Source organism: Dechloromonas sp. A34, assembly GCF_026261605.1.
In the GTDB taxonomy this organism is placed as follows: Bacteria; Pseudomonadota; Gammaproteobacteria; order Burkholderiales; family Rhodocyclaceae; genus Azonexus.
This window is the reverse complement of the sequence record NZ_CP102486.1, coordinates 2,040,792-2,065,990: the sequence shown is the minus strand read 5'-3', so window position 1 is coordinate 2,065,990 and position 25,199 is coordinate 2,040,792. Positions and strand designations below refer to the sequence as shown.

Sequence of the window (25,199 nt, the reverse complement as noted above, 5' to 3'; positions counted from 1 at the left end):
CCAGCCCCATGCGTATCCTCCTGCTCTACTCGAACCAAAGTCGCGAACTGGTCCCGGCGCCGCCGATCGGCCTCAGTTACATCGCCTCCGCCGCCCACGCCGCCGGGCATGAAGTCGAACTACTCGATCTTGCCTTCGCCACAAATCTGCTCGGCGAACTGGCCGGCGCGATCCGCCGCTTTGCCCCGGAGGTAGTCGGCCTGTCGATCCGCAATATCGACAACGTGATTCAGCAGCGCTTCAGCTCACCACTCCAGGCCCTGCTCGAACAGGTCGCCCTGATTCGCGACAAGGCGCGGCGCGCTGACGGCACGCCGGTGCCGCTGGTGCTCGGCGGACCGGCCATTTCGATTCTGGCGGAAAAGGCACTGAGCGTTTTCGGCGCCGACTACGCGGTGGTCGGTGAGGGCGAAGCCGCCTTCCCGGCCCTGCTCGAAACGATTGCCAAGGCCGAGCTTCCCCTGCGCATCCCCGGCGTCTGCTACTGGCGCGACGGCTTTGCGGTGCGCAACCCGTCGACCCTGCTGCCGCAATTCGCCCATTCCGGCATGCAGCGCTGGATCGACTGGAAACCTTACGAGCACGAAGGCGGCACCTGGGCGATCCAGACCAAGCGCGGCTGCCCGATGCATTGCGTCTATTGCGCCTATCCGTTGATCGAAGGCCGGCGTTTTCGCCAGCGCGAGCCGGGCGAGGTCGTCGACGAGATCGAACAGGTCTTGCGCGACATCGGCCCGCGGACCTTCGAGTTTGTCGACTCGACCTTCAATTTGCCGGCCAAACACGCCATCGCCATCTGCGAGGAAATCATCCGCCGCGGCCTGAAGGCCAAATTCACGGCGATGGGGATCAACCCGCTTGATGTGCCGCCCGAACTGTTCCCGCTCATGAAACGGGCCGGCTTCAACTCGATGATGATCACGCCTGAAGCCAGCTGCGACGCGATGCTGGACAACTTCGGCAAGGGCTTCACCATGCGCCACGTGAATTCCTGCCTCGATCTGGCCCGCAGCTCCGGCATCAAGAGCATGTGGTTCTTCATGCTCGGCGGCCCAGGCGAAACCATGGAAACCTGCGAGGAAACCATCCGCTTCGCCCAGACCCGACTGACCGGCTGGCAATTCACCTCAGTCTTCTTTACCGGCATCCGCATTCTTCCCGGCACCGAACTAGCCCGCCTGGCCGTCGAACGCGGTTATCTCGGCGCCCATACCGATCTCTCGGAAGGCATTTTCTACCTGTCGCCGGAGATCGACGAACCAGCCGTGCTCGCCCGGATTCATGAGGCTATCACCTGCAACCCGTCGATCGTCCAGGCCGCCGAGGGCGGCACCTCGGCGACGCAGCACGCGCTCTACCGTACCCTGAAATTCTGCGGCGTCGCCCCGCCCTACTGGCGTTTCCTGCCGGCGATGCTGAGCTTCCCGCCGCTGCGCTTCCTGCGCAGCCGCTATCCGTCCGTGGTCGCCGGCAAACCGTTGCCGGCGCTTTGCGAAGCCTGAGCTTTTAGCGCCCGCCAGCGGAGCCGGCGGTAGAGCTCAAGCCTGGCCGGGTGAAGCCGCCAGGTTCAGGCGCACGACAAAGACCTCGGGATCGTCGCCGTGGTCGAGCAACAGGCAGCGCACCCGCTCCTGCCAGAGGCGGCCGAAGCGTTTGAAGGCCTCAGCATCGGCGCTGCCATCCAGGCATTGCTGGAGCAGCACCGGCATTTCGGGGTCGGCGGGAATGCGCCGAGCGTCGCAGGCGACATCCACCGTGCCTTCACAATCCAACCGGGCAAAGCGCAGTTCGAGCGGAATCTCGGCCCCGAAACGCATCAGGTTCTGGCGCCTGAACTGGCCGGCGAGGCCCTTGAAGCCGCCTTGTGCGGCGGCCCCGGTGAGCAGCGACACGACATTGCCGACGACGCCGGCAACGCCCTCGTCGTCGCGCCCGCGCAGACTGACCGTAATCTTGCCGCGCTCAGGCAGCGCGTTGTCGTAGAGAGCGCGCAGCGCCAGCCGCGTCATGTTCCAGGCCGAAGCCACGGTCGGGCAGGAGTGGCCGGCCAGCTTGACGGCATCGAGGTAACGGTATTCGAGAATGCCGTCGTCGCTGGCGCCGAGGAATACCGCCAGCGGGTCATGAAGCCGGATGACCGGGACTTGATCGAAAAATTCGGGATAGTTCATGGGCGGCCTGTGCTTGGGTGATGTTCAGTGGCCGTCGCCGACCGGTTCTTCCGCGGTTTCCTCGAAGGCGATGCCCCAGTCGCCCCACTTGTACCAGTCGTCACCAAGCATCTCGGAGGGGTGCTGGGTACGGCCGGAGCCGTTGCCGCACTTCAGTTCGTCGATGGAACAGTACTTGTCGCAGCCCCAGCAGATGCGCTCGGGGTGACTGGGATGCAGGGGAAATTTCTTGGCCATGTCCGGGCACCTGAAAACGTAGGTTGTCACGACAACTTCGGCACCGGCAAACAAACCCGGCGCTTAGTTGAGTAGATTACTCAACTATTCCACCAGGGGTTTGATCTCCATCACGAAAATCGAGATCGCTACTCCGGTCTAGCCAGGCAGCGAACCAATCGACAGCCGGCTTGTCGGAAAGGAATTCCAATGCCGTTCGGATGAACAGCGCCCCTGGCAGCAAGATTTCTCCCTTTCCTTCTCCGACCCAAGGAGTCCGCTCATGATTCAACTCAATGTGAATGGCAAGCCGGTTCAAGTCGACGTGGCGCCCGACACCCCTCTGCTCTGGGCGCTGCGCGACACCCTGCAGCTGACGGGAACCAAGTATGGCTGCGGCCAGGCGCTGTGCGGCGCCTGCATCGTGCATATGGACGGCGCGCCGGTGCCGTCCTGCTCGATCCCGGTGTCGGCCGCGGCCGGGCGCAAGATCACCACCATCGAGGCCGTCGCGACCAACCGGGTCGGCAAGGTCGTACAGGAGGCCTGGCGCAAGCTCGACGTCGTGCAGTGCGGCTACTGCCAGTCCGGCCAGATCATGAGCGCCGTCGCCCTGCTCAGCAAGAACCGCAAGCCGAGCGATGCCGACATCGACCAGGCGATGGCCGGCAACCTCTGTCGCTGCGCCACCTATGTCCGCATCCGGGCGGCCATTCACGAGGCCGCGAAAGCCTTGGCCTAGGAGATCGAGCATGAACCACATCGCCATCGAAAACCTCAGCCGCCGCCGCTTTCTGCAAGGCAGCGCCGGCCTCACCCTCGGTTTCTGCCTGCCCGCCTTCGCGGCGCCCGCCGCCGGTCCCGGCAAGGCCGGCGAAGGCCTGGCCGCGCCGGTCAGCTTCGAGCCCAACGCCTTCCTGCGCATTGGTGCCGACAACAGCGTCACAGTCATTTCCAAGCACCTCGAAATGGGCCAGGGCACCTACACCGGCCTGGCGACCATCCTCGCTGATGAGCTCGATGCCGACTGGCAAACCGTGCGCGTCGAAGGCGCCCCGGCCGATGCCAAGCGCTACAACAACCTGTTCTGGGGCCCGGCGCAGGGCACCGGCGGCAGTACGGCGATGGCCAATTCCTGGGAACAGATGCGCAAGGCCGGCGCCGCCGGACGGGCCATGCTGGTCGCCGCCGCGGCCCGCCGCTGGCAGGTCGATGCCGCCGGGATCGTCGTCCGCGACGGCGTGGTCAGCCACCCCGTGAGCGGCCGTCGGGCCAGCTTTGGCGAACTCGCGGTCGACGCCGCCAAAGAGACCGTGCCGAGCGAGGTCAGCCTCAAGGACCCCAAGGATTTCCGCCTGATCGGCAAGCAGGCCAGGCGCACGGACAGCGCCGCCAAGACCGACGGTTCGGCCCGTTTCACGCAGGATGTCTTCCTCCCCGGCATGCTGGTCGCCGTGGTCGCCCATCCGCCGCTGTTCGGGGGCAAGGTCAAAGCCTTCGACGCCAGCCGCGCCAAGGCGATCCCGGGTGTGGTCGAGGTCGTGCAGATTCCGCAGGGTGTGGCGGTCCTCGCCAAGGACACCTGGAGCGCCAAGAAGGGGCGCGATGCGCTGACCGTGGATTGGGACGACAGCGCCGCCTTCAAGCTGGGCAGCGACGAAATCCTCGCTCGCTACAAGGAACTGGCCAAGACACCAGGCCTGGTCGCCAAGCAGACCGGCAATACTACGCAGGCCTTCGCCGGCGCCGCCAAGGTGGTCAGCGCCAGCTACGACTTTCCCTATCTCGCCCACGCCGCGATGGAGCCGATGAATTGCGTCATCCGGCTCGACGCAGAAGGCTGCGAGGTCTGGAACGGCGAGCAGCTGCATACCGGTGACCAGTACGGCCTGGCCCAACTGCTCGGTCTCAAGCCGGAGCTGGTCCGGATCAACATGCTCTATGCCGGCGGCAGCTTCGGCCGGCGCGCCTGCAAGGATTCCGACTACGTGCTGGAGGCGGCGCAGATCGTCAAGGCGATCAACGGCCGCGCCCCGGTGAAACTGGTCTGGCTGCGCGAGGACGACATGCGCGCCGGCTACTACCGGCCGCTCTTCCACCACACTCTGGAAGCGGCGCTCGACGGCAACGGCAAGCTGATCGGCTGGCGCCACCGGCTGGTCGGCCAGTCGATCCTGATCGGCTCGCCCTTCGAGAAAATGCTGGTCAAGGACGGCATCGACGGCGTCTCGGTCGAAGGCGCCGCCAATCTGCCCTACGCCATCCCCAATCTGACGGTGGACCTGCACACGCCGAGCGACATCGGCGTCCCCGTCCTCTGGTGGCGCTCGGTCGGTTCCTCGCACACGGCCTACTCCACCGAGGTCTTCTTCGACGAAGTGGCCAAGGCAGCGGGCAAGGACCCGGTCGCCCTGCGCCTCGAACTGCTGGCCGACCATCCCCGCCATGCCGGCGTGCTCAAGCTGGCCGCCGACCAGGCGGGCTGGGCAAGCCGCTCAAGGCCAAGGTCGGCGAGAGGCGCGGCCGCGGCGTTGCGGTGCATGAGTCGTTCAATTCCTACGTCGCCCAGGTGGCCGAAGTGACAGTCAGGAAGGACGGCTCGGTCAAGGTCGACCGCATCGTCTGCGCCGTCGATTGCGGGGTGGCGATCAATCCCGACAATATCCGCTCGCAGGTCGAGGGCGCCGTCGGATTCGCCCTATCGGCGGCCCTGCACGGAGAAATCACGCTCAAGGACGGGCACGTCGTCCAGGGCAATTTCGATGGTTACCCGCCGCTGCGCATCAACGAAATGCCGGTGGTCGAGGTGCACATCGTGCCTTCAGCCGCCGCCCCGAGCGGCATCGGCGAACCCGGGGTGCCGCCGGTCGCCCCAGCCGTCGCCAACGCCATCGCCGCCGCCACCGGCAAGCGCCTGCGCCGCATGCCCTTCGGCAAATCCGAACTGGCGGCCTGAGATGGACAGCCAGGACACCCAGGTACTCGCCGCAGTCCGCCGCTGGGCCGCGGCCGGCAAACGCTTCACGCTGGTCACCGTGGCCCGGACCTGGGGTTCCGCCCCCCGCCCGCCCGGCGCCTGGATGGCGATCCGCGAGGATGGCCAGGTCCAGGGCTCGGTTTCCGGCGGCTGCATCGAAACCGACCTGATCGACCGCCTGCTGGCCGGTGAGTTCGCGGACTCTCCCCCCAGTGTGCTCGGCTACGGCGTAACCACAGACGAAGCCCGCCGCTTCGGCCTGCCCTGCGGCGGCCGCATGGAACTGGTGATCGAAACTGCACCCGACCTCTCATCCCTGGAGCGGATGGCCGAACTGATCGCCGCTGGCCAGCTGGTCCGGCGCAGCGTGACGATCGGCCAGCCGGGTTGCCGCATCGCCTCCGGCGCGGCCGGCGATGCGCTGGAATGGGACTACCGGACTCTGACTACCCTGCACGGCCCAGCCTGGCGCCTGCTGATCGTCGGCGCCGGACAGATTTCGACCTTCCTGGCACAGATGGCCCAGGCCCTGGACTATCAGGTCTACATCTGCGATCCGCGCCGCGAATATGCCGCCGAATGGAATGTCGCGGGTACGACGCTGCTCCCCGGCATGCCGGACGATGCCGTCATCGAACTGGGGCTCGACCCGCATAGCGCCGTGGTCGCCCTGACCCACGACCCCAAACTCGACGACCTGGCGCTGCTCGAAGCGCTGAAGTCGCCTGCCTTCTACGTCGGAGCCCTCGGTTCGCGGCTCAACAACGAGCGACGCCGGCAGCGCCTGTTGCAGTATTTCGATCTTTCGCCGGGCGAGGTCGAACGCCTGCATGGTCCGGTCGGCCTGCCGATCGGCAGCCGGACGCCCCCCGAAATCGCCGTCTCGATCCTCGCCGAGATGACCGCGATCAGGAATGGCGTGCTGACGATGGACGCCCGGCGGCCGCTTCAACCGGCCAGCACGGTCGGCTGTGGAATCGGCTGAATCGTGGCGATGCCCGGAGAGATCGTCGGCATCCTGCTCGCCGCCGGCCAGGGCAGCCGCTTCGGCAGCGACAAGCTGCTCCATAGCCTGCCCGATGGCACGCCGCTGGCGGTGGCCGCGGCGCGCAACCTCTGTCTGGCCTGTAACCGCGTGATCGCTATCCTGCGCCCAGGCAGCGACTTTCTAGCTGGTTTACTGAGTGCTGCGGGCTGCGAAACGGTGATCTGCCCGGATGCTGAAAGCGGCATGGGCTACAGCCTGGCTGCCGGCGTCAAAGCCAGCCCCAGCGCAGCGGGTTGGCTCGTGGCCCTGGCCGACATGCCCTTCATTGCACCTGCCAGCCACCAAGCCGTCGCCGCCAGCCTGCGCGCCGGTGCCAGCCTCGCCGCTGGCGCATATCAAGGTAGACGCGGGCATCCGGTCGGCTTTGCCGGACGCTGGTTCGAGCAACTGGCGGCGCTGACCGGCGACCAAGGCGGAAAATCGATATTGGAAGCCCATCGCCAGGAGCTGACCCTCTGCCCCGTCGACGACCCCGGCGTACTGCGTGATATCGACCGGCCGGCAGATTTGTCTGACGGCCTGACTTGACGTGATAAGCGAACGACTGAACGAAGACGAAAATACACTACCGTACATCGGGAACCGGCAATTTTGCACTGGGTCTGCTTGTCCCACTCGCGACTGATGCCACATACGCGAGCAAGATTTCGAGTCCAAGATTGACCGGCTTGCCGGTCAGGATCGACTGATGTTTCATCCGGATTGAATTTGCAGCACCCGGATTTCCCTCTCCCAGACGCCCTAGAACTGCCATGCCAAAAAGATATTGGGCACGCGCCTCGGTGATCCCCTGCCCCTGATCGAGAAGCTGCTCGGCCACGGCACCGAACCCGGCCGCATCGCGATTGGCCACGTGTTCCAACAATACCGGCCAGAGGGCCTGGCTGGCCGGCAAGTCCTGAAAGCACGGAAGGTTTCCGGCCGCTGCCAGAACAGCCAGCGCGTCGGCCGGCGCCAGATACGGCAGTATCTTGACGGCAATCCCGGCGAGCGCATATGGCTTGTCGCCCTGGGGTGGCTGCCGACAATCGCTGAGCACCTGGAGGCCGTGTTGCATGAACGCATCGGGCAAGTCAGGCGGGAGCGGCAAGTTTGCCGATCCCGAATCGTTACCGACCAGATTCGTTTTTAGCAGCCGCGCAGCCAGAACACGGGGCTCGTTACCGAAGTGACCGGTAACACTTGGCAGTTCGCCCGTCGGAAAGGCGGGCCGCCGACCGAGAATTTCGGCCATCGGAAAGGACGACAGGGCAAGCTGGGGTGCAGCGGGCCAGCCCTTGCCGATAAAGCGATCATAGTCGGCATGGGTATCCAGATAGGGAGCGAAATCGGAATTTGCCGGCACGGCCCGGGCATCGATCCAAGGTTTCAAGAGCGCCTTGTTGCCGATCACGCGCAGCGCCAGATCCGCCTGATTACCCACATCCAGTCTTTTCAGTATCTGCTGGACTGCCGGTGCCAAGCGCGAAAAGCCATCCGCCGGCAACACAACCTGGCCATGCGGTTTCGCGACCAGCAAGAGGTCGCCGTAGTTGAGCGCCACCACCAGATAGTCCTCGAAAGACTGGTCCAGGGCCTTGATGACCGACGCTACACGGTCGGGATGTGTCTCATACATCTGCATCCACTGGACGAACAGCCCGTCCTGATTCAGATAACGCGTGACATGCCGGTAGAACTCCACGGAAAAAAGGCCGGCGACGCCGCTGACCCAGGGATTCGAAGGTTCGGAAACGATAATGTCGTAGCGCTGACCATGGGAGGCAAAAAAGGATTTCGCGTCATCGATGTGGATGGCGCTGCGCGGATCGGTGTAGGTCGCCCGGTTCAATTCGCCGAAATGACGGGCCAGTTCGATCATCTTGGGCTCGATCTCGATCGAGTCGAGCTGCTGCACGCGCGGATCGGCCAGGATCGTCGCACTGGTCATGCCCGAGCCGAAGCCGATATTGGCAATCCGCCGCGGGGCATCATGCAGTGCCATGGGGATGGCCCCGAGCAAGGCCATGGTGACCTCGTCCATCTGGTATCCGGAAGTGGCCCCGAGCAGCGCGGACGCATCCGGTTTGCCGTTGGTCCTGATGAAGAGCGCCTGCTCGTTACGGTCGACGGAAATGGTGGCCGTCCGGCCATGCGCGATTTCCAGCACCGTGCCTGGCATGCTGGCCTGGCCGGTACGAAAGACGCCGGAAACCAATTTCTGCGGATTGAACGTCGTGGCCACCAGTGCGCTCCCGGCGGCACAGGCGGCGAGTGTGGCGAGACCGAGCCGCAGCTTGGCGCGTCCGGCAAAAACCACGAGCAGGATGATACCCAGCCCGACGTCGATCATGGCCCCGAAGCCACGAGGTATTCGATGCCGAACGCGGGCAAGCCGATATGGACGGCAAAAGCCAGGCCCAGAATGGCGCCGATGGTATTGGCGCTGTAGATGATGCCGATCGCCCGCTCGCCTTGAGCCTCATTCGAATGCAGGATGCGGGTCGCCAGGGGCAGCGTCATGCCGGCGCAAAAAGCGGCGGGAAACATGACCAGGGAGGAAATCCCATAGCGCACCAGGTTGAAAAGGGTGTAACCGCCGTCCGTCTTGGCAACATTGGCGACCACCCAGGCGGTCAGGTCGAAGGACGCGTTGTACAGTGGAATGGTGGCAATCGCGGCAGCCCCCATGGCGAGCTGAACATAGGCCAGCAAGAGCCCGGGATTGGTTGCGGTGTCGATGCGGTTGCGCACCCAGAGACCACCCAACGCCAGCCCGACGATGAAGGCGCACAGCATCAGCTCGAAGGAATGGGTGGCGCTGCCCAGGACCAGGGAAAGCATCCGGATCCAGCCCACCTCGTAGATGAAGGATGATGCCCCGGTGAGCAGGGAGACGGCCACCAATAGCCGCGGGACGCTGCCGAATCGGGGAGGCGACGGCTGGACGACTGGCGTCGGCACAGTCCCGGTGCGCGACATCTTGCCGACCAGGGCGCCAATCAGCAGGTTGATACAACCAGCCGCCACGATGGTGCCCGGCAGACCGAGCGCCGGAATCAACAGGAAACCGGAAGCGAGCACGCCCAGGGCGCCCCGATGCTGTTGGCAAAATAGAGGGTCGCGATGGAACGCCCGGCGGATTTCGTGGTTCGCGTGACAGCCGCCGTAAAGACCGGGAAGGTGGCGCCGAGGAGAATCGACTGGGGCAGGATCAGGAGGGCGGCCATGCCCCATTTGGCGTAAACGAAGGGGAGGCCGCTCCACTGCCGAGCGAGCGCCAGATCATAGAAGCCCTCGGTCACCGTGGTGAACAGCGGATGGAAAAGCAGCGCGAAGACGCCAATGGCAATCTCAATGAGGGCATAGGCCAGCAGCGGATTGCGCAGGCGCACCGAATAGCGCGCTGCAACCGCGGCACCGACCGCCATGCCGCCCATGAAGATACCGAGAACGAGGGTTTGGGCATAGGCGGCGTGGCCCAGAAAAAGCTTGAGATAGCTGGTCCAGATGGACTCGTAGATCAGCCCGGCAAAGCCGGAAGCAAAAAATATGGTGCTCAGACGCAGCATGAATTGTTTCTCTGATGAAGGCGCCCGGCCGGGCGAGGCGGTCTCGCGTTGGACAGCATGAAACACACCCTGACTTATAACCAATCAGGGAACAATTTCAGCAGACAGAATAAGCATTTTGTATGCCCATAAGGAACACATGACTTTGCGGCTAACGATTTTCAGGTCGGGTACAAATGCCCCAACGACACCCCAAACCTTGCCAAATTTTGCCAAGCCTTTTACGATTCGCCGATGAGCACGATGAACATTTCCCTGCCCGATTCGCTGAAGACCTTTGTCGACGAGCAGGTCAGCCAGCGCGGTTACGGGACCAGCAGCGAGTATGTGCGCGAGTTGATCCGCAAGGATCAGGACCGCTTGCAGTTGCGCGACCTATTGCTGGCTGGTGCGGCGTCGACGCCGACGGCGCCGGCCGATGCCGGCTATTTTGCGGGCTTGCGCACGCGCGTTAGCCAACACCCCGGACGGTGAGGGAAAAACCGGTCATCCCGCGCCAGCAGGCCAATCGGGATATCGACGAGGCACTGGCTGGCTACCTGGGCGAAGGTTCCGCGGCACAAGCCCTCGGCTTCATCGAGACGCTCGAACAGGCTTGGGCGCACATCGCCCGCCACCCGGCCGCTGGAACGGTCCATTGCGCCCACGAACTGAATCTTCCCGGCCTGCGTTCTCACCGACTGAGATCCTACCCACACCAGGTCTTTTACGCCGAGCACGCTACTCACATCGACGTCTGGCGCGTGCTCGATGCGACACGCGACATTCCCGCCGGGCTTCAGGAAGGCAATAACCGATGAACAAATCCACCCTCGAAAGCCGCCTGAGCGCCGAACTCGCCGGCATTGCCGATCTCGGCCTGACGCGCCGTCGTCGCGTGCTCGAATCGCCTTGCGGGCGGATCGCCACGGTCGATAGCCGGGAAATGCTCAATTTCGCCAGCAATGACTACCTCGGCTTGGCCGGCAATCCCGAAATTGCTCAGGCGATGGCCGATGGCGCCATCAAATGGGGGCCGGGCAGCGGCGCCTCGCACCTGGTCAGCGGCCATCTGACACCGCACGCGACGCTGGAAGACGAAATTGCCGCCTTTGTCGGTTACCCGCGCGCCCTGACTTTCTCCACCGGCTACCTCGCCAACCTTTCGGTCACACCGACCCTGGCCGGGCGCGGCGACGCGGTATTCGCCGACAAGCTGAACCACGCCTCGCTGATCGATGCCATGCAACTGGCCAAGGCGCAAGGCGCCGATGTCCAGCGCTACCCGCACAACGACGTGGTGGCGCTGGAGAAGATGCTCGCCGCCAGTTCGACCAGCAACAAGGTCATCGTCACCGACGCCGTTTTCAGCATGGATGGCGATCTGGCACCCCTGCCCGCCCTCTTCGCATTGGCCGAACGGTACGATGCCTGGCTGGTGATCGACGATGCGCACGGTTTCGGTGTGCTCGGCGAGCACGGCCGGGGCAGCCTCAGCCATTTCAACCTGCCCAGCCACCCGCACATCCTGCTCATGGGCACGCTGGGCAAGGCAGCCGGCGTCGGCGGCGCCTTCGTCGCCGGCTCGGACATGGCCATCGAATACCTGCTGCAAAGGGGCCGCAGCTACATTTTCACCACCGCCGCCCCGCCGGCCGTCGCCTGTGCCCTGTCGAGAAGCCTGCAACTGATCCGCGACGGCGATGCGCTGCGCGCCAACCTGATGGCCCGCCTCGGCCAGTTGCGCGATGGCCTGGCCGGTTTGCCCTGGCGCCTGTTGCCCTCGGCCACCGCGATCCAGCCGCTGATCGTCGGCGCCAACGCCGCCGCCGTGCAACTGTCCACCGCTCTCTGGGAGCGCGGCCTGTGGGTGCCGGCGATCCGCCCGCCGACCGTGCCCAAGGACACTGCCCGGCTGCGTATCTCGGTTTCCGCCGCCCATACCGAAGCCGACATCGCACGACTGATCGATGCACTCAAGGAACTGGCATGAGCGCGCCGCTCGTTTTCCTGCCCGGTTGGGGCCTCGGGCGCGGACCGCTAACCGCAGTCGCTGAAGCCCTTGGTGGCCAGATTGTCGATCTGCCCGGCTACAACGGTGCGCCGCTGATTGACGATTTCGACGCCGCGGTCTACGCCATCGCCCAGCGCTTGGAACCCGGCAGCACGCTCTGCGGCTGGTCGCTCGGCGCCCAACTGGCGCTCGCCGTCGCCGAGCGTGCCCCGGACAGGGTGGCCAAGCTGGTCCTGGTGGCCGGCACCGCCTCCTTCGTTCAGCGCACCGGCTGGCCGCATGCCATGCCGCCGGAAACGCTGGCCGAATTCGCCGCCGGTGTCGCCGCCGATCCGGAAGCCCTGCTCCCGCGCTTCGTCGGCGGTTTCTGTCGCGGCGACGCGCAGGCCAAAGCCTGCACCCGCCAGCTGCTCGAACTGGGCCGCCCCTGGCCGCCGGCGGCGACGCTGGCCACCGGCCTCGACTGGTTACGCGACGTCGACCTGCGCGCCGCCGCAGCGCGGATCGCGGTACCGACCCTGCTCATCCACGGCGCGGCCGACCCACTGATGCCGCTGGCCGCCGCCGAGGCCCTGGCCGCCTTGATTCCCGGCGCGCAGTTGTCGGTCATGGCCGATTGTGCCCACGCTCCTTTCATCTCTCGTCCAGACGATTTCATCGCCCGGTTGCAAGCCTTCCTGAATGACCAAGCCCCCACCGCCAGTCGCTAGCCGCCCGCCCAAGACCCGCATCCGCCAATCGTTCGAGCGCGCCGCGCCGACCTACGACAGCGCCGCCGCCATCCAGCGCGGCATTTGCGACCTGTTGCTCGCCAGCCTGCCGGCCGGCCTGGCCCCGGCGCGCCTGCTTGACGCTGGCTGTGGCACCGGCCATGCCCTGAGTTTGCTGAGCCAGCGCTTTCCGGGCGCCGCCGCCCTCGCCCTCGACTTCTCGCCGGCCATGCTGCAGCGGGTTGCCCCGCCCGCCGACCGCCTGGCCGGCGATCTCGAACATCTGCCGCTGGCCGCTGCCAGCGTCGACCTCTACTGGTCCAGCCTGGCCGTGCAGTGGTGCGAACTGCCCAAGGTGCTGGCCGAAGCCCGCCGCGTGCTGCGCCCGAACGGGCAACTTGCCCTCGCCAGCCTCGGCCCGGACACCTTCCATGAGTTGCGCCATGCCTTTGCCGGCGTGGACAGCTATCGCCACACGCTGGCCTTCCATACGCCCGGCGAAATCGCCGCCATGGCCCGCGCCGCCGGCTTTGCCAGCATCGCCGTGCGCCAGGAAAGCCGAACCGCGCACTACGCCAATTTCAAAATGCTGCTCAAGGCCGTCAAGGCGATCGGCGCCAACCAGCTCGGCGACGGCCGGCGTACCGGCCTGATGAGCCGCAGCACCTTCGCCGCCGCCGAAGCGGCCGGCGAAACCTTGCGCACGCCTGCCGGCCTGCCGCTGACCTACGATGTCGTGACCCTGATCGCCCACCCATGAACCAGGCCTACTTCCTCACCGGCACCGACACTGAAGTCGGCAAGACCTTCATCACCTGCGCCCTGCTCCACCGCGCCGCGCGCGACGGACTGCGCGCCGCCGGGCTGAAGCCGGTAGCCGCCGGTACCGACGCCGCCGGCCGCAACGAGGATGTCGAGGCCATTCGCGCCGCCAGCAACCTCAAGCTACCGGACGCCACGATCAATCCCTATTGCTTCACGGCGGCCGTCGCCCCCCACATCGCCGCCGCCGAGTCGGGTGTCACCATTGAATTCGGCACCATCCGGGCGGCCTGCGCCAGTGCCCGGCAGGCGGCCGATCTGCTCATCGTCGAAGGCGTCGGCGGCTTTCGCGTGCCGCTGGGCGGCGACGGCGACAGCGCCGACCTCGCCGTCGCCCTTGGCCTGCCAGTGATTCTGGTGATCGGCCTGCGCCTCGGCTGCATCAACCACGCGCTGCTGACGGCCGAAGCGATAACCGCCCGCGGCCTGCACATTGCCGGCTGGGTGGCCAACCATATCGATCCGGCGATGGCGCGCTTCGCAGAAAACCTCGCCACGCTGAGCGAGCTGCTACCGGCCCCGTTACTCGGCGTCGTGCCACATGCGCCAACCGGCGGCGCGGCCGGCGCCGCCGAATTCCTGCGCTTACCGGAGGCGCGCTAGCTCGTTGCCGAGCACCACCCCGACCTCGCGCAGGCGGGCCTGCAGCGCGGCCACCGCGAGTTCCAGTCCGGCCGCTTCGCCGTGCCTGACTTTTTGCTCGACGGCCAGGGCCTCGGCGGCGCCATCCTCGTCGGAAAAGGTCGCCAGCAAGCCCTTGACGGTATGCACTTCGCGCTTCAATGCCGCGGCATCACCGGAAGCCAGGGCCGCGGCCAGGGTTGCACAATTGCTGTCGACATCCTGCAGGTACATGTCGAGCATCACCGCGAAGATTTCCTCATCCCCGCCCAGGCGGTCGAGAATGGTTTTTCTGTTGAGAACAAAGGGATCTGCCATTATTTTCTCCGATCGGCGCCCGGCGCCTAGATCATCGGTATTTCTTCATCCATGAAACGCTGGCGGATCGCGAGCGCGTCGTCCCACCCGGCCAGGAAGGCCTCGACGCAGAGCGGGTCGAAGTGCTTGCCCCGCCCGTCTTCGAGAAAACGGCGGGCATCTTCCAGCGGCCAGGCCTTCTTGTAGGGCCGCTCCGAGGTCAAGGCGTCGAAGACATCGGCCACCGCGACAATGCGGCCGAAAAGCGGGATGGCATGCCCCTTCAAAGCCTTCGGGTAACCTGTGCCATCATATTTCTCATGGTGGGAAATCGCCACCTCGGCCCCGGCGCGCAGGGTTTCCGAGCCGCTGTCCTTGAGCAATTCGTAGCCGAGTCGAGCATGGCCTTTCATGACCTCGAACTCTTCCGGCGTCAGCTTGCCCGGCTTGAGCAGGATGTAGTCGGGAATCCCGATCTTGCCGACGTCGTGCATCGGGGCGGCTTCGAGGATCAGGGTCTGAGCCTTGGCATCGAGCCCGAGACCGCGGGCGATAACCTGCGAATAGTGAGCCATGCGCTGGATGTGGGCACCGGTCTCCGGGTCGCGGAACTCGGCGGCGCGCGACATCCGGAAGATCAATTCCTTCTCTCGCTCGCGGATTTCCTTGGTCCGCTCATCGACCAGTTCGGCCAGATGCACGGCGCGGTCAGCCAGGAATTTCTGGCCCTGACGCAGCGACAGCATGTTGCGGACGCGGGCCGAAAATTCGACACGATCAATCGGCTTGGTCAGGTAATCGTTGGCACCGCCGAGCAGGGCTTCGTAGCGCACGTCCTTCTGGTCGTTGGCGGTGACCATCAGGACCGGAATCTCGGTACGGCCATGCAGGGCGCGGAAGGCGCTGATGAATTTCAGGCCGTCCATATCCGGCATCATGTAGTCGACGATGACTAGGTCCGGCACGTGATCGCGGCACCATTCGAGCGCCCGCAGCGGGTTGTCGAAAAGCTGCGGCGTACACTCCCCCAATTTGTTCACCAGCGCCTTGATCAGGGTCAGGTTGATATCGCTGTCGTCGACGATCAGGACGGTATTCATGGGCTTTCGTGGAGGCTTGTCGATGCTGGGGCGAGTATATAATGCTCCGCCATGAAACTACTCTTCGATCTCTTTCCGGTCATCCTCTTCTTCATCGCCTTCAAGTATTCCGAGAAAAACCCGGAACTGGCGGTGAGTTGGGTCAGCTCCCTGCTCGGCTCGGCGGCGGTGGATATCAAACAGGCTCCGATCCTGCTCGCCACCGTGGTCGTCATCGCCGCCACTGTCGCCCAGATTGCCTGGGTCTGGTTCCGCCATGGCAAGGTCGACAAGATGCTCTGGGTCAGCCTGGTGCTGGTCGCCGTCTTCGGCAGCCTGACCCTGATCTTCCAGGATGAAACCTTCATCAAGTGGAAGCCGACCATCCTTTACTGGGTGTTCGCCGGCAGCATTGGCTTTGCGGCCGTGGTCCTGAAAAAGAACGCCATCAAGACCATGCTCGGCGAACAACTGACGCTGCCCGAAGCCGTCTGGAGCAAGGTTAATCTGTCCTGGGTTGTCTTTTTCATTTTCATGGGCTTCCTGAATCTGGTGATCGCCTTCAATTTTCCGACCGATGTCTGGGTTAATTTCAAACTGTTCGGCGGCATGGGCCTGATGCTCGTCTTCGTGCTCGGTCAGGGCATGCTGCTCTCGAAATACGTTGAGGAAGACAAGTAATGCTCTACGTCATCATCGGTGAAGACCGCCCGGGCTCGCTCGACCAGCGTATGGCCACCCGCCCGGCGCATCTCGAGCGCCTGCTCGCCCTGCAGGCCGACGGTCGTCTGTTCGTAGCCGGCCCCTGCCCGGCCATCGACTCGCCCGATCCCGGTCCGGCCGGCTTCTCGGGCAGCATCATCATCGCCGAATTCGCTTCGCTGGTCGCCGCCCAAGCCTGGGCCGACGCCGACCCCTACCTCGCCGCTGGCGTGTACGAGAAGGTCAGCGTCAAACCGTTCAAGAAGGCCTTGCCGGCTTGAGCAACGCAACCGTCGAGCTGCTGCGTCAGCGTCTGGCCGTCCTGCAACCGCAGTCGATCGCCATCGAAGACGAGTCGCATCGCCACGCCGGCCATGCCGGAGCCAAGGATGGCGGGCACTACCAGCTCGACATTGTCGCCGCCGCATTCGCCGGCAAGAATACCGTCGCCCGCCACCGCCTGATCTACGACGCGGCTGGCGACCTGATGCGCGGCCGCATTCATGCCTTGAGCATCCGCGCACTGGCACCGGACGAAGTATAATTTTCCCGTTTCCCCCACCCCGAAGGATCAAGCATATGCATAACATTTCCCGCCTGGCCGCCCTGCTGCTTGCCGGCACCATCATTTCCGCCCCGGCCTTCGCACAGAGCAAGGCGGTCGCCACCGTCAATGGCCAGGCCATTCCGCAGTCGGTCTATGACGCCTTTGTTTCCGAACAGAAGGCGCAGGGCGCCCCGGACAATGCCGAACTGCAAGGTGCCGTCAAGGAAGAGCTGATTCGTCGCGAACTGCTCGCCCAGGAAGCCAAGAAGAAGGGCCTGGACAAGAAGGGCACGGTTCCCGGACAGATCGAACTGGCCAAGCAGGCCGTGCTGATCCGCGCCTTCCTGACCGACTACGTGCAGGCCCACCCGATCAGCGAAGACCGCCTGAAGGCCGAATACGAAGCCATCAAGACCAACCTCGGCAGCACCGAATACAAGGCCCGCCATGTGCTGGTCGACAAGGAAGACGACGCCAAGGCGATCATCGCCAAGCTTGAAAAGGGCGAAAAATTCTCCGAACTGGCCAAGCAGTCGAAGGATCCGGGCTCCAAGGACAAGGGCGGCGAACTCGGCTGGAGCTCCCCGGCCACCTACGTCAAGCCGTTCGGCGAAGCGCTGACCAAGCTGAAGAAGGGCGAATACACCAAGGCCCCGGTCAAGTCCGATTTCGGCTACCACGTCATTCAACTCGACGACTCCCGCCCGATGACGCCGCCGCCGTACGAGCAGGTCAAACCGCAACTGCAGCAACGCGCCAGCCAGCAACAGGTCGAACAGCTGGTCAAGGATTTGCGGACCAAGGCCAAAGTAAACTAAGCATCGGCCAGCCGTGCGAGAATGCCCACCTCATGGTGGGCATTTTCATTTTGAGGGAAATCACCTTGTTCAGCAGCCTGAAAAACCTGTTTGGCGGCAAGCCGAAAGACGTCGATAACGCCCCGACCCCGGCCCCTGGCCCGCTACCGGAAGCCGCCGCGCCAGTAGACTCCAGCGACAACTCGGCATTTCTCTACCGGGAAGCCGTCTTCGACCGCAAGAATCGACTGGCAGGACACCTCTTTTATCTGCGCGGCTCGACCACGCTCGCCAACGCCCAGGGACTGCGTCAGCGCCAGTTCGATCGCATCCTGCTCGATACGCTGAATGCCAGCCAGGACAGCTGGAACACCAGCCTGGCCTTCATTCCGCTGAGCTCAGCCAGCCTCGATCTGCCGGCCATCGACCAGCTGAAAACCACGAATGTAGTGCTGCTCATCCAGTTGGCCGACGAAGCCGAAGCCGACAAGCTTTGCCCCCGCCTTGAAGCCCTCCGCGAACGCGGCCTGGCGATCGGCATCTTCCGGCAACCGAAAAATCTCGCCTTCACCGGCGCCATCCTGCTCGCCGACTATGGTGCGATCGATGTCGGCAGTAACGAGGCCAACACCATCCGCGACTTTTCGGCAGCATTTCGGGCCAGCGAAAAGTCGCACCCGATCCATCTGTTCGGCAGCAATATCGATTCGATTGACGACCATCGATTCTGCCATCAATGGCATTTCGACTACTTCCATGGTCCGTTCGCCGCCGCCTCGCCCCGCCGCACGGATGACGCCGGCGCCGACCCACACAAGGTGCAGTTGCTCAACCTGCTGCGCCTGGTGCAGGGCGAAGCCGAGACGGTTGAAATCGCCGAGGCGATGAAACAGGATCCGCTGCTCGCCTTCCGCATCCTGCGCTATCTGAACTCGGCCGCACTCGGCCTCGACCACCGCATCGACTCGCTGGGCCAGGCGCTGATCATTCTAGGCCGGCAGCGGCTGACCCGCTGGCTCTCCGTTTTGCTGTTCTCGGTCCGCGACCCCGGCTTTGGCGACTGGCTGCTGGTTGAAAGCGCGCTGACCCGTGGCCGACTGATGGAAGTGCTGGGCAAGCAACTGATGCCCGGCCATCCCGCCGATCCCTTATTCCTGACCGGCATCTTCTCCTGCCTCGATCGCCTGCTGCGCCGCCCGCTGGCCGAGATTCTCGACGACATGCCCTTGTCCGACGACGTGCGCGCCGCGCTGCTTGAACGGCGCGGCCCCTATGCCGCCCTGCTCGATGTCGCCGATGCCAGTGATGCCTTCGATCTGGAGCGGATGGAAATTACCGCCCAGGTTGCGGGTGCCAAACCGGATGCCGTCAACCGCGCCCTGCTTGCGGCAACGGCCTGGGCCAGCGAAGTCACGGAACATTGGGAGTAGGCCGTAACCCGAGGACCGGCACGGTCAACGCAAAAAATCCGCAGAATAGCCGCAAAAATTGATCCAGGTCGATGCCGGATCGGCGGCGACCTGACTAAATGCAGGCACGATGAAACCCGTCTGCCTGCTCATCCTCGCCAGCCTCGCTTGGATACCCCCGCGCCGGCCGCCACCCCGCTGCAGCCCTGGCTCGACACGGCTTTGCCGGGGGCCACCATCCGCCTGCCGCCGGGTACCTATCAAGGGCCGGCGACAATCAGCAAGCCGCTGACCCTGGAAGGCGGCGGCAAGGTCGTGATCGATGCCGGCGGCCGGGGCAGCGTCCTGACTGTCCGGGCCGACGACGTCACCCTGCGCGGCCTGACCTTGCGCGGCAGCGGCGACTCGCATGACCAGCTGGACAGCGGGCTGATGGCCGAAGGCAGCCGGCTGCTGATCGAAAACAACGTGATCGAGGACGTCCTGTTCGGCATCTCGCTGCACCGGAGCACCGATAGCGTCGTACGCCGCAACCGCATCCGCTCGCGCCCGGTCGATGTCGCCGACCGCGGCGACGGCCTGCGTCTCTGGTACAGCACCGGCAACCGCATCGAAGACAACGATATCGCCCAGATGCGTGATGTCACGGTCAGCAACTCACCGCACAACCGCTTCACCGGCAATACGATCCGTGGCAGCCGACGGGCCCTGAACTTCCTGTTTGCCCATCGCAGCCTGGTTGCCGACAACCTGTTCGAGCACAACTCGACCGGCATCACTGCGCTCAACTCGGATGGTCTGATCATCCGCCGCAACCGCATTCTGCACGCGATGGAAGCCTCCGGTGCCGGCATCGCCCTCAAGGAGACCTCTGCAGCGCTGGTCGAGGGCAACGAGATCGTGCATTGCGCCCACGGCATCATGGCCGACTCGTCGACCCATCCGCTCAACCGCATTGTCTTCATCGATAATCTGATCGCCCACAACGTCACCGGCATCCATTTCTACGGCGTGCGGGGCAGTCACATCGCCCTCGGCAACACCTTCCGCAGCAACCTGTGGCCGGTCAGCACCGTCGGCGAAGGCGATCCGACCAACGATAGCTGGATCGGCAACAGCTGGGACGATTACGAGGGTTTCGACCGCAACGCCGACGGGATCGGCGACCAGCCCCATGAGCGCTATGCCTGGGCCGACCGGATCTGGATCGAGACGCCGGCCGCCAAGTTCTTTCGCAACTCGCCGGTGCTCGAGCTGCTGGACTTTCTCGAACGACTGGCACCGTTTTCGGTGCCGACCCTCATCCTGCGCGACCCGGCGCCGCGCCTCAAACGCTGATCAGGCCAGCCACTCGAGGGCATCCTCGATCAGGTCATCGACCGCGCCCAGCGACAGGCCGAAGAACTGGCAGGCGACCGGCGCCGCCTTGGCCCATTCCTGCTCGCCATTACCCTGGGCATGCAGGCGGCTGATGTGATCGGCCAGCACCGACACCGCGATCAGGGCGCGCACCGTCTGGGAGGCTGTTCCGGACTCGCCGAGCACCGAGTAATCGTGATGATGCAGGATCGCCTCGGTAACGTCGGCCGGCAAATGCCAACGGCGGGCCAGGAAATAACCGACCACAGCATGATTAGTGCCAAGATGGCGTTCCTCGACCTGGGTAAAGGTCAGTTCCTCGGAAGCATTGGCCTCTGCCAATACGTCCCGGGTTTGCGGGAAGCGCTTCATGAGCAGCGGAATGCCGCAATCGTGAAAGAGGCCGAAGGTATAGGCAACATCCGGCCGAACGCAGCACAGTCGCTTGGCCAATTCGGCCGAAACCCGGGCGGTCTGGGCCGAGGACTCCCAGAAACGGTCCATCGGCACTTCCGGTTTGCCGGACAACGCAATTTTCAGCAATTGCGAAACGACCAGATTGAAAACCTGGCGGGTACCCAACACATTGAGCGCCTGGATGATGGAACCCAATTTGTGCCCGGTGGAAAAAGCAGGTGAATTGGCAATCAGCATGACATGACCGGAAAGTGCCACATCCTTGCTGATCAGACGCGCAATCTCGCGTTGATCCGGCGCTTCCTTCCTCAGTTCGGCATCAATCTCGATCAGAACGGCCGGACAGGGCGGAATATCCACCCCATTCAGCATTCTTTCCAACTGCGTCTCGTCGCTCACTGCATTCATCAGAAACCCCCGGGCCGATTGTGATTATTAGACCGCAGCAATGCTATTCAAAACTTGACCAAAGTCATAGTTGATAAGCATCCCCACCGCCCTGCATGGCCATTTCGACCACCCGCTTCGACAGATGCGGGGCGAACAGGGTAATCAGATCGTAGTCGTAGCGGCGCAGGTAAGTCCCGCGGCGCAGGGCGAGGCGGGTGGTATTGGATTCGAACAGGTGCGAGGCATCGAGCGCCACCAGGCCGCTGTCGCGCTGGGCATCGAAGGCGAGCGCCGAGATGATGCCGAGGCCGAGACCCAGACTGACATAGGTTTTGATCACGTCGGCGTCGAGGGCGGTCAACGCAACATTGGGGTGCGCGTCGATGCGCTCGAAGGCGCGGTTGATCCGCGAGCGGCCGGTAAACGCCGAGTCATAGGTAATCAGCGGCCACTTGACCAGTTCGTTCAGCGACAGCGGCAGGGATTTCAGGATGGGATGGCCTTCCGGAGCGATCACGCAATGGCTCCACTGGCGCACCGGCAGCGTAACCAACTGTGGATACTGGTCGAGCGATTCGGTGGCAATCCCGATATCCGCCTCGCCAGCCACCACCCATTCGGCGATCTGGATCGGACTGCCCTGATGCATCTCCAGCTTGACGGTCGGATGCTGGGCAACGAAGTCGCGGACCACGACCGGCAGTGCATAGCGCGCCTGGGTATGGGTAGCCGCCAGGACCAGCCGACCGGAATCGCCGGTGGCAAACTCGGCGCTCGCCCGCTTGAGGTTTTCCGCCTCGCGCAGAATGCGTTCGGCAATCGCCAGCACCGCCTTGCCCGGTTCTGTGACGCCGGTGAAGCGCTTGCCGCTGCGCTCGAAGATCGAGATGCCCAATTCGTCCTCAAGCAGCTTGACCTGCTTGGAGATGCCCGGCTGCGAGGTGTAGAGCGATTCGGCCGCCTCGGACACGTTCAGCCCCTGGCGCTGGATTTCAACGATGTAACGCAGTTGCTGAAGTTTCATGGCGGCCACTAATAACGTATCGATATAACAATCTAACTCAATATTCTTTTTGTTTCAAATAGCCGCTGTTAGCATGCCTGCCATGGATTATCTCTATACCCTCTCGGGCTTTGCCGTCGGCGCCATCGTCGGCCTCACCGGCGTCGGTGGCGGCTCGCTGATGACACCGCTGCTGGTGCTGGTCTTCGGCATCAACCCCGCCACCGCGGTCGGCACCGACCTGCTCTACGCGGCGCTAACCAAGGCCGGCGGCACCGTGGCGCACGGCAAGAAAGGGCATATCGACTGGTCGATCACCGGCCGCCTGGCGCTGGGCAGCATCCCGGCCGCCGCCATCACGCTGTGGGTCCTGTCGCAACTGCCCAAGGGCAGCAATGCAATTGGTGCCGTGATTTCGCACGGCCTCGGCTTCGCCCTGCTGCTGACCGCCATCGCCATCCTCTTCGGTCGCAAGCTGCGCGACTACGCCAGCCGCCATGAGGATTCGCCGCTGCGCCAGTGCTGCCTGGGCAAGATCACCGTCGCCGTCGGCGCCATTCTCGGCGTCCTGGTCACCATTTCCTCGGTCGGCGCCGGCGCCCTGGGCGTTGCTGCGCTCTTCTTCCTCTACCCGAAACTATCCCCGGTCAAGATTGTCGGATCGGATGTCGCCCACGCGGTGCCGCTGACCCTGGTCGCCGGTCTCGGTCACTGGGCCATGGGCGGCGTCGACTGGGCACTGCTTGGCAGTCTGCTGCTCGGTTCGCTGCCCGGCATCTGGCTCGGTACCCAGATTTCGGCCAAGGTGCCGGAACACATTCTTCGCCGCTTTCTCGCCTCGATGCTCATCCTCATCGGTGGCAAGCTGGTCTTTGCTTAAGGAAACACCATGTACAAATACGATGCCATCGACCGCCAGCTGATCAACGAGCGCGTCGAGCAATTTCGTGACCAGGTCAGTCGCTGGCAGAGCGGCGAGCTGACCGGCGACGAGTTCCGCCCGCTGCGCCTGCAGAACGGCCTCTACGTCCAGCGCCACGCCCCGATGCTGCGCATCGCCGTGCCCTACGGCATGATGAATACCGCCCAGTTGCGCAAGCTGGCTTTCGTTGCCCGCACCTACGACCGCGGCTACGGCCATTTTTCGACGCGCCACAACTGCCAGTTCAACTGGCCGAAGATTGAGGATTGCCCGGACATTCTCGGCCACTTGGCCGAGGTCGACATGCATGCCATCCAGACTTCCGGTAACTGCCTGCGCAATATCACCACCGACCAGTTCGCCGGCGTCGCCGCCGACGAGGTGATCGACCCGCGGCCGCTGGCCGAAATCCTCCGCCAATGGACGACCTTCCACCCGGAATTCGCCTTCCTGCCGCGCAAGTTCAAGATCGCCATTTCGGGCACCCGCGAAGACCGCGCCGTCACCTGGTTCCACGACATCGGCCTGCATCTCAAGGAAGTCAATGGCGAGACCGGCTTCACGGTCATCGTCGGCGGCGGCCTCGGCCGCACCCCGATCCGCGGCCAGATCGTCCGCGAATTCCTTCCCTGGCAACACCTGCTGACCTATTGCGAGGCCATCCTCCGCGTCTACAACCGCCAGGGCCGGCGCGACAACGCTTACAAGGCGCGCATCAAGATTCTGGTCCAGGCGCTCGGCGTCGAAGCCTTCAGCCAACTGGTCGAAGAAGAATGGGCTCACGGCAAGGACGGCCCGGCCACGCTGACCCAGGCCGAATACGACCGCGTCGCCGCCCACTTCACGGCCCCGGCCTATGCCCAGGTGGCCGGCGAGGACGCCTCTTTTGCCCAGCACCGCCAGGACAATCCGGCCTTCGCCCGCTGGCTGGAGCGCAACACGCATCCGCACCGGGTCGCCGGCTATCGCGCCGTGACCCTGTCGCTCAAGCAGCACGGCGTCGCCCCGGGCGACATCACCGCCGACCAGATGGAAATCGTCGCCGACCTCGCCGACCACTTCAGCTTCGGCGAACTGCGCATCTCGCACGAACAGAACATCATCCTCGCCGACGTCCAGGAAGCCCATCTCTACGCCCTCTGGCTGACCGCCAAGGGCGCCGGCCTGGCAACCCCCAACATCGGCCTGCTGACCGGCATCATCTGCTGCCCGGGCGGCGATTTCTGCGATCTCGCCAACGCCAAGTCGATTCCCATCGCCAACGCCATCCAGGCCCGCTTCGACGACCTCGACTACCTGTTCGACATCGGCGAGATCGACCTCAACATCTCGGGCTGCATGAACGCCTGCGGCCACCACCACGTCGGCCACATCGGCGTGCTCGGCGTCGACAAGAACGAGGCCGAGTTCTACCAGGTGACGCTGGGCGGCCGCCAGGGCAATGACGCGCGCCTCGGCAAGGTGATCGGCCCCTCCTTCTCGGCAGAGGAAATGCCGGACGTCGTCGAGAAGATCATCAAGGTCTACCTCGACAACCGCCATGCCGACGAGCGCTTCCTCGACACTTTCGACCGCATCGGCATCGACCCCTTCAAGAACCTCGTCTACGAAGGCCGCGCCCATGGCAAGGCCAAGGCGGCACAAACGGAGGCCGCATAATGGCTCAACTGATCAAGAACAATGCCGTGACGGCCGACACCTGGAAAACCCTGGAACTGGCCGAAGGCGAAACCCCGGAAAGCGTGGCGCTCCCCGACGGCGACATCATCTTCCCGTTTGCCGTCTGGCAGACGCGCAAGGCCGAGATCATCTCCCGCCACAAACGCATCGGCCTGCTGCTGAATAGCGATGATCGTGTCGAGGACGTCGCCGCCGACCTCGACTACTTCATCGTCATCGCCGTCGACTTCCCGAAATTCGTCGATGGCCGGGGCTACTCGACGGCCAGCCTGCTGCGCCAGCGCTACGGCTATCAGGGCGAACTGCGCGCCGTCGGCGACGTGCTGCACGACCAGTTGTTCTTCATGCGTCGCGTCGGCTTCGACAGCTACGCCCTGAAGGATGGCAAGGATGTAGTCCATGCGTTGCAAGCCGGTTTCTCCAGCTTCAGCGACGGCTACCAGGCCTCGACCAGCCAGCCGCAACCCTATTTCCGCCGCCGCGCCTGA

General features: G+C 64.3%; 30 protein-coding genes. 21 read left to right on the top strand and 9 right to left on the bottom strand.

What is annotated here, in order from left to right; all coding sequences use genetic code 11:
- Positions 1 to 8: 8 nt before the first annotated feature.
- Positions 9 to 1,502, top strand: a complete 1,494-nt coding sequence (locus NQE15_RS10370; RefSeq protein WP_265949451.1) for a B12-binding domain-containing radical SAM protein — start codon at positions 9 to 11, stop codon at positions 1,500 to 1,502.
- 36 nt (positions 1,503 to 1,538) lie between these two features.
- Here the strand turns inward: NQE15_RS10370 and NQE15_RS10365 are convergent, their stop codons facing one another.
- Positions 1,539 to 2,171, bottom strand: a complete 633-nt coding sequence (locus NQE15_RS10365; protein ID WP_265949448.1) for a hypothetical protein — start codon at positions 2,169 to 2,171, stop codon at positions 1,539 to 1,541.
- 24 nt (positions 2,172 to 2,195) lie between these two features.
- Positions 2,196 to 2,408, bottom strand: a complete 213-nt coding sequence (locus tag NQE15_RS10360) for a DUF3079 domain-containing protein (RefSeq protein ID WP_265949446.1) — start codon at positions 2,406 to 2,408, stop codon at positions 2,196 to 2,198.
- Between the two features lie 262 nt (positions 2,409 to 2,670).
- On the opposite strand from NQE15_RS10360, the gene NQE15_RS10355 reads away from it, so the two are divergent.
- Genes NQE15_RS10355 through NQE15_RS10335 form a run of 5 tightly spaced genes read left to right on the top strand, consistent with a single transcriptional unit; the run spans position 2,671 to position 6,940 of the window.
- The gene (locus tag NQE15_RS10355) at positions 2,671 to 3,129 is read left to right on the top strand and encodes a (2Fe-2S)-binding protein (RefSeq protein WP_265949444.1); all 459 of its coding nucleotides are present in this window, start codon (positions 2,671 to 2,673) and stop codon (positions 3,127 to 3,129) included.
- A 10-nt stretch (positions 3,130 to 3,139) separates the two neighbouring features.
- On the top strand, positions 3,140 to 4,969 hold the full coding sequence (locus NQE15_RS10350) for a xanthine dehydrogenase family protein molybdopterin-binding subunit (RefSeq protein ID WP_265949441.1): 1,830 nt from the start codon (positions 3,140 to 3,142) through the stop codon (positions 4,967 to 4,969).
- The gene (locus NQE15_RS10345) at positions 4,924 to 5,343 is read left to right on the top strand and encodes a molybdopterin cofactor-binding domain-containing protein (RefSeq protein ID WP_265949439.1); all 420 of its coding nucleotides are present in this window, start codon (positions 4,924 to 4,926) and stop codon (positions 5,341 to 5,343) included. The genes NQE15_RS10350 and NQE15_RS10345 overlap by 46 nt, the downstream gene beginning before the upstream one ends.
- A gap of 1 nt (position 5,344) precedes the next feature.
- Entirely contained in the window at positions 5,345 to 6,349 is a 1,005-nt protein-coding gene (locus NQE15_RS10340) for an XdhC family protein (RefSeq protein ID WP_265949437.1), read from the top strand.
- Between the two features lie 9 nt (positions 6,350 to 6,358).
- Positions 6,359 to 6,940 carry a nucleotidyltransferase family protein gene (locus NQE15_RS10335; protein WP_265949434.1) on the top strand — a complete coding sequence of 194 codons (582 nt, stop codon included), beginning with the start codon at positions 6,359 to 6,361 and terminating at the stop codon, positions 6,938 to 6,940.
- Between the two features lie 37 nt (positions 6,941 to 6,977).
- Here the strand turns inward: NQE15_RS10335 and NQE15_RS10330 are convergent, their stop codons facing one another.
- The 3 genes from NQE15_RS10330 to NQE15_RS10320 are packed head-to-tail and all read right to left on the bottom strand — an operon-like array spanning position 6,978 to position 9,963.
- Entirely contained in the window at positions 6,978 to 8,744 is a 1,767-nt protein-coding gene (locus NQE15_RS10330; protein ID WP_265949432.1) for a spermidine synthase, read from the bottom strand.
- Complete coding sequence (locus NQE15_RS10325; RefSeq protein ID WP_265949429.1) at positions 8,741 to 9,475, bottom strand: hypothetical protein; 735 nt, start codon at positions 9,473 to 9,475, stop codon at positions 8,741 to 8,743. The genes NQE15_RS10330 and NQE15_RS10325 overlap by 4 nt, the downstream gene beginning before the upstream one ends.
- The gene (locus NQE15_RS10320; RefSeq protein ID WP_265949427.1) at positions 9,451 to 9,963 is read right to left on the bottom strand and encodes a hypothetical protein; all 513 of its coding nucleotides are present in this window, start codon (positions 9,961 to 9,963) and stop codon (positions 9,451 to 9,453) included. Before NQE15_RS10320 ends, NQE15_RS10325 begins: the two co-directional genes overlap by 25 nt.
- 234 nt (positions 9,964 to 10,197) lie before the next feature.
- Here NQE15_RS10320 and NQE15_RS10315 point away from each other — a divergent pair, with 234 nt between their 5' ends.
- The 6 genes from NQE15_RS10315 to bioD are packed head-to-tail and all read left to right on the top strand — an operon-like array spanning position 10,198 to position 14,091.
- The gene (locus NQE15_RS10315; RefSeq protein ID WP_265949424.1) at positions 10,198 to 10,437 is read left to right on the top strand and encodes a type II toxin-antitoxin system ParD family antitoxin; all 240 of its coding nucleotides are present in this window, start codon (positions 10,198 to 10,200) and stop codon (positions 10,435 to 10,437) included.
- Positions 10,434 to 10,763, top strand: a complete 330-nt coding sequence (locus NQE15_RS10310; protein ID WP_265949421.1) for a type II toxin-antitoxin system RelE/ParE family toxin — start codon at positions 10,434 to 10,436, stop codon at positions 10,761 to 10,763. The genes NQE15_RS10315 and NQE15_RS10310 overlap by 4 nt, the downstream gene beginning before the upstream one ends.
- A complete protein-coding gene (gene bioF, locus NQE15_RS10305; RefSeq protein WP_265949419.1) occupies positions 10,760 to 11,935 on the top strand; it encodes an 8-amino-7-oxononanoate synthase in 1,176 nt (391 codons plus the stop codon). Before NQE15_RS10310 ends, bioF begins: the two co-directional genes overlap by 4 nt.
- Positions 11,932 to 12,666, top strand: coding sequence for an alpha/beta fold hydrolase (locus NQE15_RS10300; RefSeq protein ID WP_265949417.1), 735 nt, complete (start codon positions 11,932 to 11,934; stop codon positions 12,664 to 12,666). The genes bioF and NQE15_RS10300 overlap by 4 nt, the downstream gene beginning before the upstream one ends.
- Entirely contained in the window at positions 12,638 to 13,426 is a 789-nt protein-coding gene (gene bioC / locus NQE15_RS10295) for a malonyl-ACP O-methyltransferase BioC (protein ID WP_265949415.1), read from the top strand. The genes NQE15_RS10300 and bioC overlap by 29 nt, the downstream gene beginning before the upstream one ends.
- The gene (bioD, locus tag NQE15_RS10290; protein ID WP_265949412.1) at positions 13,423 to 14,091 is read left to right on the top strand and encodes a dethiobiotin synthase; all 669 of its coding nucleotides are present in this window, start codon (positions 13,423 to 13,425) and stop codon (positions 14,089 to 14,091) included. The genes bioC and bioD overlap by 4 nt, the downstream gene beginning before the upstream one ends.
- On the opposite strand, the gene NQE15_RS10285 is transcribed toward bioD, so the two are convergent.
- Positions 14,074 to 14,427 (bottom strand): Hpt domain-containing protein, encoded by a 354-nt coding sequence (locus NQE15_RS10285; protein WP_265949410.1) that lies wholly within the window; start codon positions 14,425 to 14,427, stop codon positions 14,074 to 14,076. The genes bioD and NQE15_RS10285 overlap by 18 nt on opposite strands.
- Before the next feature lie 26 nt (positions 14,428 to 14,453).
- Positions 14,454 to 15,506, bottom strand: coding sequence for an HD domain-containing phosphohydrolase (locus NQE15_RS10280; RefSeq protein WP_265949407.1), 1,053 nt, complete (start codon positions 15,504 to 15,506; stop codon positions 14,454 to 14,456).
- Between the two features lie 51 nt (positions 15,507 to 15,557).
- Here NQE15_RS10280 and NQE15_RS10275 point away from each other — a divergent pair, with 51 nt between their 5' ends.
- The 6 genes from NQE15_RS10275 (at position 15,558) to nosD (ending at position 20,278) form a co-directional block, all read left to right on the top strand.
- On the top strand, positions 15,558 to 16,166 hold the full coding sequence (locus NQE15_RS10275; protein WP_265949404.1) for a septation protein A: 609 nt from the start codon (positions 15,558 to 15,560) through the stop codon (positions 16,164 to 16,166).
- On the top strand, positions 16,166 to 16,468 hold the full coding sequence (locus NQE15_RS10270) for a YciI family protein (RefSeq protein ID WP_265949401.1): 303 nt from the start codon (positions 16,166 to 16,168) through the stop codon (positions 16,466 to 16,468). The genes NQE15_RS10275 and NQE15_RS10270 overlap by 1 nt, the downstream gene beginning before the upstream one ends.
- Positions 16,465 to 16,731, top strand: coding sequence for a BolA family protein (locus NQE15_RS10265; RefSeq protein WP_265949398.1), 267 nt, complete (start codon positions 16,465 to 16,467; stop codon positions 16,729 to 16,731). The genes NQE15_RS10270 and NQE15_RS10265 overlap by 4 nt, the downstream gene beginning before the upstream one ends.
- Before the next feature lie 35 nt (positions 16,732 to 16,766).
- A complete protein-coding gene (locus NQE15_RS10260) occupies positions 16,767 to 17,552 on the top strand; it encodes a peptidylprolyl isomerase (protein WP_265949395.1) in 786 nt (261 codons plus the stop codon).
- Between the two features lie 65 nt (positions 17,553 to 17,617).
- The gene (locus tag NQE15_RS10255) at positions 17,618 to 18,961 is read left to right on the top strand and encodes an EAL and HDOD domain-containing protein (RefSeq protein ID WP_265949392.1); all 1,344 of its coding nucleotides are present in this window, start codon (positions 17,618 to 17,620) and stop codon (positions 18,959 to 18,961) included.
- A gap of 147 nt (positions 18,962 to 19,108) precedes the next feature.
- Entirely contained in the window at positions 19,109 to 20,278 is a 1,170-nt protein-coding gene (gene nosD / locus NQE15_RS10250; protein ID WP_265949389.1) for a nitrous oxide reductase family maturation protein NosD, read from the top strand.
- On the opposite strand, the gene NQE15_RS10245 is transcribed toward nosD, so the two are convergent.
- Positions 20,279 to 21,124 carry an HDOD domain-containing protein gene (locus NQE15_RS10245; RefSeq protein WP_265949387.1) on the bottom strand — a complete coding sequence of 282 codons (846 nt, stop codon included), beginning with the start codon at positions 21,122 to 21,124 and terminating at the stop codon, positions 20,279 to 20,281.
- 64 nt (positions 21,125 to 21,188) lie between these two features.
- Positions 21,189 to 22,130 carry a CysB family HTH-type transcriptional regulator gene (locus tag NQE15_RS10240; RefSeq protein ID WP_265949385.1) on the bottom strand — a complete coding sequence of 314 codons (942 nt, stop codon included), beginning with the start codon at positions 22,128 to 22,130 and terminating at the stop codon, positions 21,189 to 21,191.
- An 82-nt stretch (positions 22,131 to 22,212) separates the two neighbouring features.
- On the opposite strand from NQE15_RS10240, the gene NQE15_RS10235 reads away from it, so the two are divergent.
- From NQE15_RS10235 to NQE15_RS10225, 3 genes are read left to right on the top strand one after another with little or no spacing between them, the layout of a single operon-like run.
- Positions 22,213 to 22,989 carry a sulfite exporter TauE/SafE family protein gene (locus NQE15_RS10235; protein ID WP_265950228.1) on the top strand — a complete coding sequence of 259 codons (777 nt, stop codon included), beginning with the start codon at positions 22,213 to 22,215 and terminating at the stop codon, positions 22,987 to 22,989.
- 9 nt (positions 22,990 to 22,998) lie between these two features.
- Entirely contained in the window at positions 22,999 to 24,690 is a 1,692-nt protein-coding gene (locus NQE15_RS10230; RefSeq protein ID WP_265949383.1) for a nitrite/sulfite reductase, read from the top strand.
- On the top strand, positions 24,690 to 25,199 hold the full coding sequence (locus NQE15_RS10225) for a DUF934 domain-containing protein (RefSeq protein WP_265949381.1): 510 nt from the start codon (positions 24,690 to 24,692) through the stop codon (positions 25,197 to 25,199). Before NQE15_RS10230 ends, NQE15_RS10225 begins: the two co-directional genes overlap by 1 nt.